The sequence below is a fragment of the Pseudoalteromonas sp. J2K-J979 genome, from assembly GCF_058169715.2.
Genome location: NZ_CM200282.1, coordinates 381,617 through 398,414, shown reverse-complemented (window position 1 = coordinate 398,414; position 16,798 = coordinate 381,617). Strand labels below are relative to the sequence as shown.

Annotated in this window: 17 protein-coding genes; 9 read left to right on the top strand and 8 right to left on the bottom strand. The window is 44.2% G+C overall.

Annotated elements, in window-relative coordinates:
* Positions 1 to 3 precede the first annotated feature (3 nt).
* From AC3KVK_RS18250 to AC3KVK_RS18225, 6 genes are read left to right on the top strand one after another with little or no spacing between them, the layout of a single operon-like run.
* Entirely contained in the window at positions 4 to 930 is a 927-nt protein-coding gene (locus tag AC3KVK_RS18250) for a DUF58 domain-containing protein (protein WP_490310224.1), read from the top strand.
* On the top strand, positions 927 to 1,427 hold the full coding sequence (locus AC3KVK_RS18245; RefSeq protein WP_490310225.1) for a DUF4381 domain-containing protein: 501 nt from the start codon (positions 927 to 929) through the stop codon (positions 1,425 to 1,427). Before AC3KVK_RS18250 ends, AC3KVK_RS18245 begins: the two co-directional genes overlap by 4 nt.
* Complete coding sequence (locus AC3KVK_RS18240) at positions 1,424 to 2,425, top strand: vWA domain-containing protein (RefSeq protein WP_490310226.1); 1,002 nt, start codon at positions 1,424 to 1,426, stop codon at positions 2,423 to 2,425. The genes AC3KVK_RS18245 and AC3KVK_RS18240 overlap by 4 nt, the downstream gene beginning before the upstream one ends.
* A complete protein-coding gene (locus AC3KVK_RS18235) occupies positions 2,425 to 3,387 on the top strand; it encodes a VWA domain-containing protein (protein WP_490310227.1) in 963 nt (320 codons plus the stop codon). Before AC3KVK_RS18240 ends, AC3KVK_RS18235 begins: the two co-directional genes overlap by 1 nt.
* A complete protein-coding gene (locus AC3KVK_RS18230; protein WP_490310228.1) occupies positions 3,381 to 4,097 on the top strand; it encodes a hypothetical protein in 717 nt (238 codons plus the stop codon). The genes AC3KVK_RS18235 and AC3KVK_RS18230 overlap by 7 nt, the downstream gene beginning before the upstream one ends.
* Positions 4,094 to 5,398, top strand: coding sequence for a hypothetical protein (locus AC3KVK_RS18225; protein ID WP_490310229.1), 1,305 nt, complete (start codon positions 4,094 to 4,096; stop codon positions 5,396 to 5,398). Before AC3KVK_RS18230 ends, AC3KVK_RS18225 begins: the two co-directional genes overlap by 4 nt.
* A gap of 41 nt (positions 5,399 to 5,439) precedes the next feature.
* On the opposite strand, the gene secF is transcribed toward AC3KVK_RS18225, so the two are convergent.
* The 6 genes from secF to AC3KVK_RS18195 form a co-directional block, all read right to left on the bottom strand.
* Positions 5,440 to 6,390 (bottom strand): protein translocase subunit SecF, encoded by a 951-nt coding sequence (gene secF, locus AC3KVK_RS18220; protein WP_490310670.1) that lies wholly within the window; start codon positions 6,388 to 6,390, stop codon positions 5,440 to 5,442.
* Positions 6,391 to 6,392: 2 nt separating this feature from the next.
* A complete protein-coding gene (gene secD, locus AC3KVK_RS18215; protein ID WP_518526955.1) occupies positions 6,393 to 8,243 on the bottom strand; it encodes a protein translocase subunit SecD in 1,851 nt (616 codons plus the stop codon).
* Positions 8,244 to 8,396: 153 nt separating this feature from the next.
* Entirely contained in the window at positions 8,397 to 8,879 is a 483-nt protein-coding gene (locus tag AC3KVK_RS18210) for a hypothetical protein (protein ID WP_490310230.1), read from the bottom strand.
* A 182-nt stretch (positions 8,880 to 9,061) separates the two neighbouring features.
* A complete protein-coding gene (locus AC3KVK_RS18205; RefSeq protein WP_490310231.1) occupies positions 9,062 to 9,988 on the bottom strand; it encodes a M14 family metallopeptidase in 927 nt (308 codons plus the stop codon).
* A gap of 209 nt (positions 9,989 to 10,197) precedes the next feature.
* Positions 10,198 to 11,100 (bottom strand): MBL fold metallo-hydrolase, encoded by a 903-nt coding sequence (locus AC3KVK_RS18200; protein WP_490310232.1) that lies wholly within the window; start codon positions 11,098 to 11,100, stop codon positions 10,198 to 10,200.
* Positions 11,097 to 11,735: a hypothetical protein gene (locus AC3KVK_RS18195; RefSeq protein ID WP_490310233.1), complete on the bottom strand. Its 639-nt coding sequence runs from the start codon at positions 11,733 to 11,735 to the stop codon at positions 11,097 to 11,099. The genes AC3KVK_RS18200 and AC3KVK_RS18195 overlap by 4 nt, the downstream gene beginning before the upstream one ends.
* Before the next feature lie 136 nt (positions 11,736 to 11,871).
* Here AC3KVK_RS18195 and AC3KVK_RS18190 point away from each other — a divergent pair, with 136 nt between their 5' ends.
* Positions 11,872 to 12,747, top strand: coding sequence for a LysR family transcriptional regulator (locus AC3KVK_RS18190; RefSeq protein WP_490310234.1), 876 nt, complete (start codon positions 11,872 to 11,874; stop codon positions 12,745 to 12,747).
* Positions 12,748 to 12,900: 153 nt separating this feature from the next.
* Here the strand turns inward: AC3KVK_RS18190 and AC3KVK_RS18185 are convergent, their stop codons facing one another.
* The gene (locus AC3KVK_RS18185) at positions 12,901 to 13,308 is read right to left on the bottom strand and encodes a hypothetical protein (RefSeq protein ID WP_490310235.1); all 408 of its coding nucleotides are present in this window, start codon (positions 13,306 to 13,308) and stop codon (positions 12,901 to 12,903) included.
* 419 nt (positions 13,309 to 13,727) lie between these two features.
* Between AC3KVK_RS18185 and AC3KVK_RS18180 the strand changes: the two genes are divergently transcribed.
* Together AC3KVK_RS18180 and AC3KVK_RS18175 are read left to right on the top strand one after the other, a co-directional pair.
* Positions 13,728 to 14,153: a GNAT family N-acetyltransferase gene (locus AC3KVK_RS18180; protein ID WP_490310236.1), complete on the top strand. Its 426-nt coding sequence runs from the start codon at positions 13,728 to 13,730 to the stop codon at positions 14,151 to 14,153.
* Positions 14,154 to 14,261: 108 nt separating this feature from the next.
* Complete coding sequence (locus tag AC3KVK_RS18175; protein WP_490310237.1) at positions 14,262 to 14,555, top strand: hypothetical protein; 294 nt, start codon at positions 14,262 to 14,264, stop codon at positions 14,553 to 14,555.
* Positions 14,556 to 14,700: 145 nt separating this feature from the next.
* On the opposite strand, the gene AC3KVK_RS18170 is transcribed toward AC3KVK_RS18175, so the two are convergent.
* Complete coding sequence (locus AC3KVK_RS18170; protein ID WP_490310238.1) at positions 14,701 to 16,770, bottom strand: M13 family metallopeptidase; 2,070 nt, start codon at positions 16,768 to 16,770, stop codon at positions 14,701 to 14,703.
* Positions 16,771 to 16,798 lie beyond the last annotated feature (28 nt).

The window sequence follows — 16,798 nt, the reverse complement described above, 5'->3', positions numbered from 1 at the left end:
CCCATGGCCGAAATACACCCTGATATTTATACCAATATTGATGCGCTTAGGCGTTTAAAAGCGCACAGCCACGGTTTTAGTTTTCGCCCCGTCCAGCCTGCAAATAGTGTATTGGCTGGAAAGTATGTGTCTAAATTACGCGGACGAGGGCTCAACTTTGAAGAATTGCGTCATTATCGTCCTGGTGATGATATTCGCAGTATGGATTGGAAAGTGACACGTCGAACGGGTAAACCGCACATCAAAGTGTACACCGAAGAACGCGAACGCAACGTGTATCTGCTCATCGATCAACGATGCAGTATGTTTTTTGGCTCAAAAGGAAAAATGAAGTCGGTGGTTGCCGCTGAGCTTGCGGCGTTAATCGCATGGCAGTGTATAGCCGGTGGCGACCGCGTTGGAGCCATCATTTTTAATGATCAACACACTCATGTTGTTGCTGCTAAACGTAGTTCCCAGCATGTCACTCAGCTTTTGCATGAAGTCGTTAAATTTAATCAGCAATTGTCAGTTGACAAGATTCAGACTAACGACGACATGTTTAACCAAGTGTTGCATAAAATGGCGTATGTGGGCGGTACTAATTCGTTAATTATTCACATTGGCGATGGCAGTGGCTGGAATGAGCGTAGTAATGATTTAATAAAGCGCTTAAGGCAACATCATGAACTCATTGCGTGTGATGTTTTTGATCCACTGGAAAGGCAGCTTCCCAAGATGTCCCAAATGGTTGTGAGTGATGGACAGTTACAAATTCAATTTGCCAGTGATAACGCATCGACGCAGCAAAAGTATCAACAACATGTAGAGCAACAATTAGGAAATTACGCCAAAATGGCGAAGAAGTATCGCATTCCATTAATCGCAATCGATACCTTATCGCCGGTTGAGCAACAGTTGCGAAAAGCAATAGGGAAGAGCAAAACATGAGCGTTCAATCAGGCAGTTGGGGTAATTATCTTTTAAAAGAGTTAAGCGAAACGCCCATCCCACAAAGTATCCCTTGGTGGCCACATACTCTTGGCTGGCAGATTGTGGCTGTGTGTGTGTTGATTTGGTCGTTGAATAAAATGTATCAAAGGTATTTACGTTATAAACGCAATCAGTACCGGCGCGATGCATTAGCTTGGTTCAGACAGCTGCCTCACGAAAGTGCAGAGGCCGTCAGGTATTATCGTTCAATCCCCACTGTGCTACGCAGTGCGGCTTTGCAAGCCTATGAGCGTCGTGCTGTCAGTCGTCTATCAGGTCAAAATTGGGTTGATTGGCTCAATCAACAATGCCCCTCGCCTTGTTTATCTTCACAAAGCGCCGAGCTACTTCATCAACTTGCTTTTGCCCGTTTAGCCGATTATCAACCTGATCAGATCCAGCAATTGTGTCGTGAAATAACCATTTGGCTAACACAGCATCAGGAGGCTTCATGATCGAATTTGCTTATCCTATGTGTTTTATTTTACTGTTACTGCCTGCTGCGGTATTTTGGTTTGTTCCGCCTTATAAAGAAAAAAAACAATCCGTATTTGTGCCCCATTTTCAGAGTTTAGTCGCCGTCAGTGGTCAAACGCCCCAACATGGAGCTGTTATTTTGGTCAGAAAACGGATTCAAATGGTGCTGCTGATTATCAGTTGGTGTTGTTTAGTGGTGGCCATGGCGAAACCAGAAATGGTAGGGCCGGTTGTGACACAAGAAAAATCCGCGCGAGATTTAATGATAGCGGTCGATTTATCCGGCTCAATGGCTGTGGAGGATTTCACTGTACAGAGCGGTGATACGGTTGATCGATTGTCGGCGGTGAAAGAAGTGCTGATTGAGTTTGCCAGTGGACGAGAGACAGATCGCCTTGGTTTGATTCTATTTGGCGATGCGCCCTACCTGCAATCTCCCTTTACCAGTGATTTGAATACGTGGCTGAGTTTGTTAAATGAAGCGAACATAGGTTTAGCAGGTCAAAGTACTGCCTTTGGAGATGCAATTGGTCTTTCAATTGGGGTGTTTAAACAAGCACAAACAAAAAACCGGGTGCTAATTGTGCTGACAGATGGCAATGATACGGCCTCAAGAGTGCCACCCATTGATGCGGCTAAAGTCGCGGCCAGTGAACAAATAAAAATATACACCATCGCAATGGGTGATCCGGCCGCTGTCGGTGAAGAAAAAGTCGATACTGACGTGCTAAAGGCGATTGCTAAGCATACTGGAGGTGAGTTTTATCAAGCGTTAGATCGCGAGCAGCTTCAACTCGTTTATCAACAAATTAATCAACTTGAACCCGAATTGTTTGACTCGCAGTCATTTAGACCGCGTACCAGTATTCATCATTATCCGCTCATTGCTTTTTTCTTGATTTATATTTTGGCACTTGGTTTGGTGAGTGCGCGCGATCGCAAATTGGCTTCTTTAGATCAACAAGGAGTCAATTAATGGATTGGTTTAATTGGGGCTCGTTGGTTCATTTTCATTTTTTGCGTCCTTATTGGCTACTGAGCTATTTGCTTATCTGGGCCATTTTTAGGATTATCAGCCGACGGGATGATAGCTTAGCGCCGTGGCAGGGTGTGATGTCTACAGCTGTATTACAACACTTGACGGTGGCTGGTAATAACCGCCATTGGTTTTCACCGATCCGTATGTCAAAAGTGATTGCTTTTATTGTCCCGGTTGTGTTGGCTGGGCCAACATGGCAGCAACAACCCAGCCCGTTTACAGAAGATCAAGCCGTGTTAGTGATTGCATTAGATGTATCGCAAACCATGGAGCAAACGGACACCCAACCTTCGCGCTTAATTCGGGCAAAGCAAAAAATACTCGAATTACTCGCACAGCGTGGGGATGCGTATACGGCCTTAGTGGCTTATTCAGGTTCTGCGCATTTAGTGATGCCCTTGAGTAAAGATAATGCGATGATCCGACATTTTCTTGATGCGCTCGACCACACCATTATGCCAGTGAGCGGAAAGCGCACCGAGGCGTTATTACCTGTCATTAGCCCGATGTTAGCCAGTACTTCCGTACCGGGAACCGTTATGATTTTGACCGATGGCACCGACCCTTCAGCACAAGATGCATTGACTGATTTTTTTGTACAGCAACCTCATCAGCTATTAATTTGGGGCTTCGGTGAAGACCAAGCACCTGCAGGGAGCGCAATCATTGCAATGCAGAAAACGCAGCTTGAAGCCTTAAGTCAAGCTGCTAACGGGCGTTTTGTAGCAATGAGCCATGATAAATCTGACGTAGAAGCGATGGCACGATACATCAAGCATAACTTAGTGGTCGTCGAAGATGAAAGTCGGCCTTGGTTGGATGCCGGTTATCCTTTGGTCTGGTTGATTGCATTACTGTTTTTAGTCTGGTTTCGTAAAGGATGGACACTGCAATGGTAAGTTACGTATCTCAAGTTTGCACTGCTATTGGTGTGTCGACTTTGATCAAGCAAGTCAGCCAGTTATTAAGCCTTTATAAACGCAAATTGATTGCTGTGATATTACTGGTTATGGCCGCGTTTATGTGGGTAATGCCTCAGCAATTTGTCGATTTATGGCTCACACGAGATCAGCAAGGCGCTGCGTTATTTTTGCTGGGTGAATACACCTTAGCTGCGAATCAATTTCAACAGCCAAAGTGGCAAGCGTTTAGCTGGTATCAGGCTGAGCAATTTGAGCAAGCGGGTTTAATTTATAATCAGTATAAAGATAGCGACAGCCAGCTGGCTTATGGCAATGCGTTGGCGCACGCAAGGCAGTATGTGAATGCCCGTGATGTTTACCAGCAGATTGTCACTGAGCAGCCAGATTTTTCGGCGGCAGCGCATAATTTAGCACTGGTGCAAAGTATTATCGATGAGGTTAATCGGTATTCGCAAAGCCAAAAAGAAGAAGGGGCGAGCTCAAAAGAGTTAGGAGATGAGCCGCAAACCGGTGATGGTGCCGAAAAACAATTACTCAAACAGCAACTTATTGAGCAATACAGCGCTGAGCAATTACTGCTTGATCCTGCGTTAAACGACATGTGGCTGCGCCAAGTGCAAAAGAATCCAGCCCGATTTTTAGCCAATAAATTTCAAGCACAACAACAAGCGGGGGAATCACAATGATGAATATTCTCCGTTGCTTGTTGCTTATTTCACTTTGTTTAATGGGCCGCGTCAGCCACGCTGACTCAATTGAGTCACTGATGGCGAACAATGAGCTGAGCGTAGAACTGACTCTGCGGACGCAAGGAGAGCTCATTGTGCAACAACCTATCGTCTTTGCGATTGATGTCTCAACTAAAAACTGGTTTGCGAAAGGGACACACTTACAGTTACCCCAATTTGATAACCTGATTATGCTCCCTGATGGCGAAATCAGCATTAATAGCAATAAGCAAGTCGATGGTGTCACTTGGGCCAGTCAAATTCGAGAGATAACCCTTTACCCTACCAAGGCTGGCAAATTTGTGTTACCCGCAATCACTGTCCATATTTCGGTTAAAACGGAGCAAGGCACAGCCGAAGGGACCGTTGTCACAGAGCCGATGGCTTTTGAGGTGACGCTTGTGCCAGCACTTAAAGATATCGAGCATTACATTGTGTCTGATCATGTTGAATTACAACAAACTTGGTCAGATCCAGATAAACCTGACTTCTTGGTCGGCGATGCACTGACGCATACTTTATTTTTTAGTGCCCAAGGTGTGCCAGCGATGATGTTACCTGAGCTACCAGCCTATGAACAAACTGGTCTAAGTGTGTATCGTAAACCCCCTGAATTAATAGATAAATCCAACCGAGGCACACGCACAGGTAAACGTACTGATGAGTTTCATTATATTTTTGAGCAACCTGGGCTGTATTCCTTTGCTGAACAACGCTTTTATTGGTGGCACCCTTCAGAGCAGCGATTAATAGAATTAACTATTCCTGCTAAAGAAGTGACGGTTAAAGGTGCGACAGGTTTAGAGCGATTGACTCATCAGTCTGGTACTGTCGTCAATAGGCTCAGTAAGGTACCTATTTATTGGTTATTAATGGCAGTGATTGGTGCGGGGTTATTGCTCACTCTGCTGCGACATCGTTCGCAATTAGTTACAGTTTATCACCGAGTGAGGCAAACAGCGTTGCGTGAGCTTCAAGCCGCCTACCTTAGTGCAATAAATGAAAAAAAATACTTAAGCGCGTTGCAATTATTGTATGAAATCCATCAAATTCCCTTACATGATCGGTACGCTTTAACGGCTCTGTTTCAGGAAAATACGCAACAACGGGCTGTATTAAAGCAGCTTCAGTTACTGGCTTGCGCAGCGTCCGTGCAAGGGCAAACAATTATTCGCCTTGTTGATGCGCAATTATTATTAGTGGCACCGACAACACAAGACAGTAAAAAGCCGATTGTTTTGTTTAAACTCAACCCTTAATTGTATCCCCAACCTCGAGAGACTGGGGCACGTGCTGGTTTTTAAGGTTGCATCATTTGTTTACAATCAGCGATGTTTTCACGGGCTTGATAATAGTTGATATTGAGCCCCAGCAGCTGGGGTAGGGTGGCAGAAATACAAATCGATGACAAGGTTCCCACTACAATGCCGATAAACAGTGCTAAAGAAAACCCTGCTAATGGTGGCCCAGCGAGCAACCAAATTGATACGATGGTCGCAAGTGTTGTCCCTGATGTAATTAAGGTGCGGCTCAGAGTCGAGGCAATGGCTTGATTAATAATCTGCCCCATAGGATCACTGCCATTGAATGAACCATTCGATCGCATTAATTCACGCAAGCGATCCGCGACAATAATCGAGTCATTTAGCGAATAACCGATAATAGCAAGCAAACTGGCCAGCACAGTGAGATCAAACTCGATTTGTAGCCAAGCAAATAAGCCAAGCACCAATAAAATATCATGAAATAAGGCGGCCACTGCGCCAATGGCTAAGCGCCATTCAAAGCGCAGCGCCAAGTAAATGAGCACCATAATAACCGCACTAAACATTGCCAACCCCCCTTGTTCAAATAACTCTGCGCCCACTTGTGCGCCAATAAAATTAGCTTCAAGTAAGGTCAGTTGTGCCTGATTAGCTTGGTTGAGTGTAATAAACCAACTTTGATCTGATTGACCCGTGGCATCAAGGTTTTGCCGTACGATAAAATGATGCTGATCTGAGCTGCTGACAGTTAAGCCTTGTGCTTGCTCGGCGCCTAAGATCTGGGTGATCGAAGCTGTAACATCGCTGCGTGTTAGGGGTTGAACAGATTGAAACTCAGTAATAAACCCGCCATTAAACTCAATACTAAAATTAAGGCTGTGGGTTAGTAAGCCAATACCTGCGAGGCTCATTAAGATCAGTGACAGTAGCAATCCGATAAAGCGCAGCTTGGTTGACAAAGTGTTAGTTGTTAAGCGGTTAAAAATCATCATATTGCTCCAGAATTAGCGTGGCTTCCTTGGCGGGTATTAGCGCCGCGATATAACCAAAAACTTAACGCTTTGGCCACAAACACCCCGGTAAAGAGGCTAGTTAAAATGCCCAAGCCAAGCGTGAGCGCAAACCCTTTGATAGGGCCATAACCAATCGAATATAAAATAACCGCGGTCAGCAAGGTGGTGATGTTGGCATCGACAATCGAATGGAATGCTTTGTTATAGCCGGTTTTGAGCGCCATAAAAGGGCTGCGGCCAAGTTTGTGTTCTTCTTTAATGCGTTCAAAGATAATCACGTTGGTATCGACGGCCATCCCGATCGTGAGGACTAATCCGGCAATACCGGGCAAGGTCAGAACCGCACCTGGCAAGAGTGACATCAGCCCAATCAAGCAGACTAAGTTGAGCATTAACACTGTGTTGGCAATCCAGCCCATTTTTCGGTACCACAATGCCATAAATGCAAAAGTTATCGCCATGCCGAGCGCTAAAGCGGCAAAGCCATTTTCAATATTGGCTTGTCCAAGGCTGGGCCCAATTGTTTGCTGGTGGACAATGGTTACAGGTGCAATTAATGAACCTGCTCGGAGTAATAAAGCCAATTCCTGTGCAGCTTGAGGGCTTTGCATATTGGTAATGCTAAAACGATTCCCAAGTACAGATGTAATGGTAGCGACATTGATGACTTTGCTTTTTTTCACACTGTTGCCGTGTGTATCTTTGTAGTATTCAGAAAACACGGTGGCCATCGGTTGTCCGACGTTCTTTTTTGAAAAAGCGGTCATTTTATTTCCACCGATCCCATCGAGTTGTAATTGCACCGCCGGCTTACCCATTTCATCGCGGCTCGCTTGCGCACCTTGAATGTGTTGACCAGATAGCACCACATTTGGGTTAAGTGAGAGGCTACTGCCATCTTCCAGAGTAAAACGAGTGCCGCCGATTGTTTGCAGTTGATGAAAATCAAGGGAAGCGGTGGCACCAATAATACGTTTAGCTGCAGCGGGATCTTGGACACCGGGTAACTCGACACGAATTTTATGGCTGCCTTGTCGCTGAGTGACGGCTTCGGTGATCCCTAATTCGCTGATCCGTCCACGTAAGGTGGTTATGGCTTGCTGCATCACTTGCTGATGAAATACTTGCTGGGCTTGCGGATTAAAAAACAAGGTGGCGCTGTGGCTATTGGTTGTGCTGCTTAAATCCGTAAACGTCTGCTTTAGGTCATCGATGATTAAATTAAGAGTTTCACTGGGCTGAGTGAGATGGATCACGACGTGTTTGGCTTGAGTGATCTCAACTCGCGCGCCGCGAAGTTTATGTTGGCGAAGGGCGGTTTTTGCAAGTTGCTTAAGTTGTGCGATGCGCTCATCAAGAGCGTGATCACTGTCGACTTCGAGTACAAACAACACGCCGCCATTGAGATCCAGACCAAGCTTGATTGGGGCTAAACCCAGTGCTTGCAACCACTGTGGGCTGGTGGCGTGGCTGACAATTTTTGCTTCGAGATCGTGAGAGTATTGTTGATGAAGCCAGCTTAATGCGGCGGCATTTTGGCTGGTATCACGTAAGCTTAAGTGTAGTGTTTGAGCGGTATGTTTTGCTTGCCTGACGCTAAAACCCTGTTGGTCTAATGCGTGTTGAATCTGTGTCAGTGAGAGGTTTTGTGACTGTGGATTGAGCGCACTGACAACTAGGTTATTTTGTTCAGGATACAAGTTTGGCAGAGCGCATATCGTTAAAAGTAATAGGGTCAGCACCATCACAAAAGTTGGCAGGCGTCTATTTGGTTTCGCGTTGGGTGATCCAGCTTTCTTAGCTGAAAAGTCGGTTAATGTATTCATAATTGTCTCTTTTCGCGCCACCCATTGGCGCACGATAAGCGCAGAGCAAATCGCACGATGGCGGGTGACAAAATAAGGATAACTCACGGTCAATGTGTAGCGTTACTAAGCCACACGGTGAATTAAATCGATAAAATAGTTTTAAAAGAGAAATTAAGAAAAGTAGGTACAGCAACCACGATAGAGTAAATTAGACTCTTGCCAGCCACTAATACGTGATTTGGCATTGCTATAAATATGAATAAACCATAAAGGTATCGGGCGATGAGCTATTAAGCTCAGCATGGACAAAAGCGCAAACACCCAGATGAAAAACTCAATTTCTAGGTAATAAACAGGATTCACTTGGCTTGGGTATAAAAAAGCCGATGGACTCGCAGGCTGATGTTGAGGAATGAGCGCAACAGGGTGGTGTTCGTCAGTGACATCGCTTAAGGCTAATGGTGTGAATGGTTTTGATGCAGTGCTCAAGTCTAAATGCGGTAACGGCTCAGCCTCTTTGAACTGGCTGTGTAGCTGCAAAGCATAGTTGTCACTAAAGGCGTGTTCAAGTGCGGTGCGGTCGCTTATTTGTTCACAAAAGAACAACGTGATCCCCACTAAAATGAGACTGATATAACGCCAAACAGCTTTCATAGCACCTTAATGATTGGTTACCCACAGCAGTAACCGAGTTTGTCAATGTGAACAATGTATTCACTTTAGATGGGGGCAGTTTACAAAGATACAAACCGATAGCAAGTAAAACTTGGGACTTGGGTGGGTCATCAGCAAGCTGGAAGGAATGTTTTCCTCATTCCAGCCTGCTCAATCATTGGTTATTGCTGCAAAATAAACGCTAATCCCGATGTAATCACCGCAACTTGCGCATCAATGCATTCTTGTGGAGTGGCTGTTGCGCTGTCTGGGTAGACTTCTGTGGTTGTTTTGTAGGTCGCATTACTTAACCCACCACAGAGACCCAGTTTAGTTTTGGCGTAGTTAATTACGCCAAACTGTTCCAATGGCGCACCAATAATTTCACCGTTGTCGTCAGCTGGCGCAATATGAGTGACCTTGGCCACACCTGTGATGATGGCGGCTTGGAACTCTGTTTGTGGGTTTTCGCTGTCACCGACGAGGTAAAAGCCGTCGGGAATATTCCAGTTATCATGAGTTTGTGCATCACGGGCGGCGAGTGCCGGGCGAAACTCTGTGTTGTCAGAATCAGTAGTTTCATGTAAATCAAAATGTGCGATTAACTCTACGCCAAGTGCTTGAACCATTTTCATTAATGCCGTTGATTCTTGAGCAGGGCTATTGGCATAAAAAGAGCGATTTGGATCGGTGGCCGTGGGATTCCAGCGGTTTATGGTTTCATATCCCCAAGGGCTAACACAAGGTGCAATCACCAGATTGAAGTCTTGACTGTATTGTGCTGCCGCTGTTTTGGCAAAGGCCAATGCCCCATGAACGCCACTGGTTTCGTAGCCATGCACTCCACCGGTAACCAGTACCGTCGGTTTGTCAGCCTGCCATACTGCCGGTTTGATCACAAACAATGGGTAATGGCTGGTGGCCGGCGCAAGCTCCGGATAAACGAGCTCCCCATATTGTTCAACAGTAAATTCAGAACGCAGTGCATCAATCTGGCTCACAACATCATCAAAATAACTGCGTTTCACCGCTTGTAATGCGAGCCACTGTTGTTTTTCTGCCTCGCCCCACTTTACGCCAGGTGTGCCAATTGTTGTAACTTGAGTCATGTATTTACCTTAAAAAAGAGGATTACTAAAATAATCAGGAAGTAAAAGCCGTGAGAGCCCAGCTTAAAGGGTGTCAAAAGGGATAGCAACGGCTGAGGGTTATTTTGTATAAAATCTGCGATAGACCGACAAAATAATCTTGTTCTAAGCAATAAGAGCCAAATTGGCTCCCAGAGATAACATGAATTCCCCGTTTAAATAATCAGTGATTAAGGCGTCGTCAAAGGAACAACTCTAAATGCCGAAAGCTTAATGTCTGTCGGATGTGAGTGTTGCTTAAGTGCTAACCATAAAGCTTTTAAATCATCTGGATACAAAGGCAAAACAGCTTCTTGATGATGATACAAGCTGCCCACCGAGTATTCTTGACCTTGTTGGTTTAATTCGATGTGTGCTCCCAGTATCGCGGCGATTGGGTGCAGTGTCGTAAAAGTTACGAGCCGTTCTATAGAAGCTAAAAATGCTGACCAGTCTCGTACGTAAAGCCGTCCAGGATAAAAAGTGTCCCCAGTTAACAGAAGTTTGGTATGGGGATCATAGACACTGATCGCGGCCGCTTGATGACCCGGTGTCGGAATAATAGTTAATGTACGCCCACCCAATGATACCGTTCCTGCTGACAGTGGCCAAGCGCCTAAATTGAAGGTATGTGCTAATTGTATTTGGGTGGCAGGGATCACTTTAGTGGTTATTTGCGGTGAGATTGGCCGTATAAACTGCTGATCGCCTGCCGTGTGATCGTCATGATTATGGCTATGTAACACAATAAGCTCCACGGCTAAATCGCCATAAAATTGTTTCATTAGCCGCTGTACAGTTTTACCAAGGGGCATCAGCTGTTGCGAAGAAATAGCACCTGTATCTAATAACAGCGCCCGCTTTGAACCCATCATTAAATACAAAAATGGTGCCTCATAATGTAAACATTTGTTTTGGCGTAAAATAAATGTATCGGCTTGTAACTCAAAGACTTCTAGAGCGGGCGCATCGGTTTGTTCACAATTGACTTGGCCTGCATACCAAGAATGCGTCGCGAGCTTTGCCAGCGACTCAGGCATGGCATGCAAGGGCAAAAGCATCAATAATAAACTTAGCAAAACAGACAATTTCATAACGCAAAGTCCTCTGTTTCTATGTAAAGTAATGTTGATGAGAGACATTGTGTGAGCATGACTCGTAATGCTTGCGCATCATTGATATTCAGATCGTCACAAAACAAGCTCCCTTTATCAGACTTCGCGATGATGCTGAGTGCATCAACACTTGGGGATGGGCCAATTTTGTGTATTAACAAGTCAAACTCGTTATCAAGTTCAACTCGTTCAAAAAAGCCATTTTGAGTGTTTTTTGTTAGTGGACGAATATAAACAGCTCGCTCAAACATTATGGTTCCCTGAGCAATCATCTGGCCACCGCGTTCAAAATGCCCTGCATATAGTTTTGCATTAACCGAGAGGCGTTTAGCGTCCATTAAATACCTTAAATCAAAGACATCCGGTAATAAAGTGAACAAGCCCGCACTATTAATTAGCGCAGATAGCGGCTCGGGTAAAGTGACTTGATAAATAATTTGTTGATCATGAGGTGCATGATACAAAGGTAAATGGCTCGTAAATACCTTACCAGCAGGGGATTGAAACACGAGCATTCCATGACTGCCAACATAGCTGTGATGTGGTTGCTTGCCAGCCGCATGCGCTGATAGTAACAGTACGAAACAGCATACTAATCGATAGAAAAAATACATATTACACCCCTTAATTTTAACGCTGCACAGATGACTCGCCATCGAGTCATCGATACTTTAAACAAGAGTGTACACAGGCAATTGAATCTTTATAATCGATAATAACTCAATAATTGATTCCATAATGGAAATGAAAATGGATATTGAATCGCTGCGTAAATATTTAATAATTGCCGAAACTGAAAACTTGCAGCTCAGTGCAAAGCGCCTCAATACGACAGCGGGCGCATTGTCAAAGCTGGTTCAAAAGCTTGAGGCCGATCTCAATACTCGATTGTTTGATCGCCAAGGCCGTGGGATCGCTCTTAATATACATGGGAAACGATTTGTCTTATATGCCTCTCACCTTGTTCATGAATATCAACAGGTGTGTAGCGAGTTTAAAGGGAGTGCAGCCTTGCATACTTTAAATATTTCAGGTCCCGCGATTTTGACTAATTATTTTATGCCAGTGATATTAGAACATATTGATCAGCCACAGTGTTCAGTGATATTAAATCAAGAATTTGAAGGGGATGCGCTTAACAGTATTAAGGTTGGGCGGTCACACTTAGCGATTATTACTCAAGCAGCCCTCAGTCATAATCAGGCGCGCGAATACCAAATATTGCCACTGTTTCAAAGCCAAAACCGCCTAATGGCCAGTGCATGTTTTCTTGAGCGCTATCAACATCGGCCTCTGATCGAATGGCCATTCGCTTGTCCTACCAGCTCTCCTTTTTGTGGAATTGAACGAGGGATGGGTAACGATAGCTGGTCAGAGCAGCAATATCCTCGCACGATCCGTTATCAAACTAGCCACTTTGAAAACCTCCTCTCTTTGGTCAAACAAGGCTTTGCTTGCGCTTATTTGCCTGATTTCATTCTGACTCACGAGCCAAATTGTAAGGCTTCACCCTGGCAGCCAGCGCAGTCATCGAATGAAACATTAATTTTAATTTGGCAGCCAACACTTGCCTCTGGATGGTTAAACCAACTGACTGACAGGATCTGCGCTTATCGGGGTTGTTGAGCTTAAGTTTTTAAACGCTTAAGTCTAAAAAATTTAGCCGTACGACTGTGTGATAATAAAGGATCTGCGTGCTAACAAAGTTGAAGGCACAGTTGCGCGATTATTGAGTGTAAAGAGCTATTGTGAGTGCTGGCTTATCTCTTTTATGTTTAATCAATCACTGTGATTAGCTTGAATATTCTCATACACCGCAATTCCAGCGGCTCTTTTTTGGGCTGTTGATCTGACTTCGTTAACAGTTTGCGCATCGAAAGTAACGGTTTCAGAGGGTTCTGATTGACCCGAATTTGAGTCATCTGAGCTAGAAGCGTAAAAATCTTTTGCGTCTTGAGATATTTGAACATAGGTATCAACAGTCGTACGCTGTTGCTGATTTTGGTAAACAGCTAAACCAATATCCAGTGATTTATCTTTAATTGCTTGATTAGACGCTTGAATATCTTCTTTATTAATGGGATTGCCAGACTGCTTAGCATCAATCACTTCAATCGCAGTATTGCGTGTTACTGCTTTTTGAACCAAGTGGGCATAATCCCCCGAGTTTGGATTAATGATTGTCATGACTGTCACCAAAGTTAAATACGTTGTTCAATTATAAACCACATTCGTCATTTTGCTTGAACAGTCCCCCCTCATAATGAACAAACCTCTTTGCACATAGACTGTCGAAGTATCTTGATCTTCTAAAATGCGAGGTGGTTACCATTCACCGTCATTTTAATTTTGAGTAAAACATGGAAGTGTGGCGATTTTTTGTGTAACAGCTAACAGCAACCAAATGCGTTTAGTGATGATAGTCGCTTGAGTCTTGATGCATTATGGTTTTCGCTCGTGATAAAAATTAAGCTTCTCTTGCTAAGAGAGCTTTAAAAAAATACACCTCTGTAAATTCAGTCATGCTGGTTGTAACCCATTGACAAATTGTATCTTTTAATGAATTCTTACCTGTGTTGAATAGTAGCAATATAGAAAAAAGCGACATGATAATTTCATTCAAAGAAACGCACGATTTAATGGCTTCAGCTCATATAACCTTTGATAACATGCGCTCCTATTATGTGCACTACGGCGTCAACTGGGAAGTCGCAAAAATCAGCGAGCAAATCGAAGGGTTAGAGAATTGGGACATTTTATATAATGAACTCGTTGTCGGCGCTATTCGATTGGCTTTCGATGAAGCAGGCTGTTATATCCGGGATTTTCAAGTCATTGAGGCCTACCAAAATAAAGGCATTGGGGCTCAAGCTTTGGCTTATGTTGAAACGCTGGCCAAGCAAGCGGGTGTGGGGCAACTTAGGCTGCGGGTGTTTACCATCAGCCCGGCAGTGCACTTGTATCAACGAAGTGGATTTATTCAAGATAAAGAAGAAGATAACTTTTTCTACTTATCGAAAATGCTCTCTTAATGATTTAATTCAATGAAACATTTTATTAAAGTACACTCAGTCTTATTAAGGTTTTAACGTTATTTCTGGATGTTTTTGACATCAATTTTTTTAGGAGTTTATTACTGAATGTTTTCGGCTGAGTTATCAATTATTTTACTTAATCTGGTTATTATCCTCGTGGCTTACTTATCTGTTTATCCAAAGTTGGCAGGCAGTAGTTTTAATAAAATTTCGTTTTATGATTTGTTTACATCCGGTTTTGCGTTTTTCGTAGTTGGCAGTCAGTATTGGGGTTCAGAGCGTATGTTTAACCTCATTATCGGTGAAGTAAACTGGTTTTGGTTTACCCTCGTAACCTTTGCGCTGATTGAAATTCCCACTGCGCTTTGGTATTTCAAAAAACATAGTGTGAAGATTTAACGTTTCAATTTTTTGTTTAGAATTTATAAAAGCGATATTTAAAACAGTACATAAAAAACAACCCGCCGAAGCGGGTTGTTTTTTATGTGTGGATGATTAATCGCTGTGGTTAATAAAACCAATTGATGAGTAATCAGTCACCGGTTTACCAAATACGTACACGTTGATCTTCAGGAAGATACAAGGCATCGCCAGGTTGTACGTTGAACGCTTTGTACCATGCATCGTGATTACGTGGTGCTTGTGCTCTGAAACGACCTGGTGCATGAGTGCCGGCGCGAAGCTGGTTTAACATGCTTTGTTCGGTGCGTTTTTCTTTCCACACTTGTGCCCAAGCTAAGAAGAAGCGTTGATCGCCGGTTAATCCGTCGATAATTGGCGCTTCTTTACCGTTTAGGCTTAGTTGGTAAGCGTGGTACGCCATCGCTAAGCCACCGACATCACCAATGTTTTCGCCTAAGCTGTTACGACCATTGACGAAGTTGCCTTCAATGGGTTCGTACTGGCTATATTGTGCGGCAAGTTGGTCTGCTTTTGCATCGAATGCGGCGCGATCTGCATCTGTCCACCAGTTACGTTGAATCCCTTGTGCATCTGATTTTGAACCTTGATCATCAAAACCATGGCCCATTTCGTGGCCAATTACGGCACCAATGCCACCGTAGTTAACCGCTGGATCAGCATTTGGATCGAAAAATGGTGGTTGTAAAATCGCGGCAGGGAACACAATTTCGTTGAATGAGCTGTTGTAGTAAGCATTCACACGTTGTGGTGTCATGCCCCAGCGATTGCGATCAGTCTTTTGCAACTCTTTGGCGACATCTTGTGCTTGGAAGAACTCACGCATGTTTTTGATGTTACCCATCAAATCATTCTTCGTGATAGTTAAGCCATCAAACGATTGCCACTCATCTGGGTAGCCAATTTTTGGTACGAAGGCAGCCAGTTTCGCGCGTGCGTTTACTTTAGTTTCTGCGCCCATCCAGTCAAGGTTATCAATACGCTCGCCTAAGGCTGTGCGAAGGTTTTCGACTAGCTCCGACATTTGTTGTTTTGATGACTCAGGGAAATAACGGCTGACATAGACTTTACCAATTGCAAAGCCAAGTGATTCAGTGCCCGACATTTGGCTGATCGCACGTTTCCAGCGAGGACGCGGCTCTTGTTGACCACTGAGCTCTTTGCCATAAAATGCAAAATTGGTGTTGAAGATATCTTCAGATAATAAGTCTGCATTGCCGCTCAGTGCATGATAAGTCAGGTAATCTTTCCATACCGTGATATCTTGGTTATTGATCAGGTCAATCATGGCTTTGATTGGCTCTGGTTGTGACACATTAAGTTGTGGCACTTGGTAGCCTGTTTGCTCAAAATACAGATCCCAATTAAAGCCAGGGTAATTCGTCGCTAACTCTGTACGGGCAATTTGGTTAAGGGTTAAATCACGGTTACGGCGTTTTTCTCGTGGCCAATGACCTTGTGCGATTTGTGTCTCAAGCGCTAAAATTGCTTGTGCACGCTCAGTGCCATTTTCAATACCAGCAAATTTAAGCATGTCTGCAATATGAGCAACGTAAGCTGCACGGGTCTTTACAAAACGTTCGGCATCTTCTAAGTAATAAGAACGATCAGGCAAACCTAACCCACCTGCACCTAATGACATTTCGTATTTATTTGGGTCTAGGCGGTTAAACCACATGCCACCGCCAATCGGTGTTTTCACACCATTTAGCCATGATTGACCAAATACAGCCGTCAAATCGTCAGTGGTTTCTACCGCATTGATTTGGGTTAAAAGTGGCTTGATTGGTGTCACACCTAATTTATTTAACGTCTCGGTATCCATGTAAGCGTTATAAAAATCAGCAATCATTTGCTCTTCAGCATTGAGATCGGTCCGCGCTGCGATTTCTTCAATGATAACTTTGACTCGCTCTTCACTGCGCTCAGCCAGACCTGAAAATGCGCCATAACGGGTTTTATCGGCCGGCATGACGTAGTTATCGTACCATGTTCCACTGGCGTACATGAAAAAGTCATCGCCTGGTTTAATCGCTTCGTTACGCGCGGTTAAATCAACACCAAAGCTGCCTAGCTCAGCTTTGGCTGGAGCCGCTGTTTCTTGTTTGGTGGCTTGTTGGGCTGTTTGTTCTGGCTGCGAACAACCAGCCATAAATGTTGCAGCTAAAGCCGCTGCAATTAAGTTCTTTTTCATTGGGTTCCCCTGAATGTTAATTATTATA

Excerpts from the sequence above, each read along its gene's own strand:
- AC3KVK_RS18175 (WP_490310237.1), top strand. The coding sequence starts at position 14,262 with ATGTTTTCGGCTGAGTTATCAATTATTTTACTTAATCTGGTTATTATC.
- AC3KVK_RS18180 (WP_490310236.1), top strand. The coding sequence starts at position 13,728 with ATGATAATTTCATTCAAAGAAACGCACGATTTAATGGCTTCAGCTCAT.
- AC3KVK_RS18225 (WP_490310229.1), top strand. The coding sequence starts at position 4,094 with ATGATGAATATTCTCCGTTGCTTGTTGCTTATTTCACTTTGTTTAATG.
- AC3KVK_RS18205 (WP_490310231.1), bottom strand. The coding sequence starts at position 9,988 with ATGACTCAAGTTACAACAATTGGCACACCTGGCGTAAAGTGGGGCGAG.
- AC3KVK_RS18170 (WP_490310238.1), bottom strand. The coding sequence starts at position 16,770 with ATGAAAAAGAACTTAATTGCAGCGGCTTTAGCTGCAACATTTATGGCT.
- AC3KVK_RS18200 (WP_490310232.1), bottom strand. The coding sequence starts at position 11,100 with ATGAAATTGTCTGTTTTGCTAAGTTTATTATTGATGCTTTTGCCCTTG.
- AC3KVK_RS18185 (WP_490310235.1), bottom strand. The coding sequence starts at position 13,308 with ATGACAATCATTAATCCAAACTCGGGGGATTATGCCCACTTGGTTCAA.
- secD (WP_518526955.1), bottom strand. The coding sequence starts at position 8,243 with ATGAATACATTAACCGACTTTTCAGCTAAGAAAGCTGGATCACCCAAC.
- AC3KVK_RS18240 (WP_490310226.1), top strand. The coding sequence starts at position 1,424 with ATGATCGAATTTGCTTATCCTATGTGTTTTATTTTACTGTTACTGCCT.
- AC3KVK_RS18195 (WP_490310233.1), bottom strand. The coding sequence starts at position 11,735 with ATGTATTTTTTCTATCGATTAGTATGCTGTTTCGTACTGTTACTATCA.
- AC3KVK_RS18190 (WP_490310234.1), top strand. The coding sequence starts at position 11,872 with ATGGATATTGAATCGCTGCGTAAATATTTAATAATTGCCGAAACTGAA.
- AC3KVK_RS18235 (WP_490310227.1), top strand. The coding sequence starts at position 2,425 with ATGGATTGGTTTAATTGGGGCTCGTTGGTTCATTTTCATTTTTTGCGT.
- AC3KVK_RS18230 (WP_490310228.1), top strand. The coding sequence starts at position 3,381 with ATGGTAAGTTACGTATCTCAAGTTTGCACTGCTATTGGTGTGTCGACT.
- AC3KVK_RS18210 (WP_490310230.1), bottom strand. The coding sequence starts at position 8,879 with ATGAAAGCTGTTTGGCGTTATATCAGTCTCATTTTAGTGGGGATCACG.
- AC3KVK_RS18250 (WP_490310224.1), top strand. The coding sequence starts at position 4 with ATGGCCGAAATACACCCTGATATTTATACCAATATTGATGCGCTTAGG.
- AC3KVK_RS18245 (WP_490310225.1), top strand. The coding sequence starts at position 927 with ATGAGCGTTCAATCAGGCAGTTGGGGTAATTATCTTTTAAAAGAGTTA.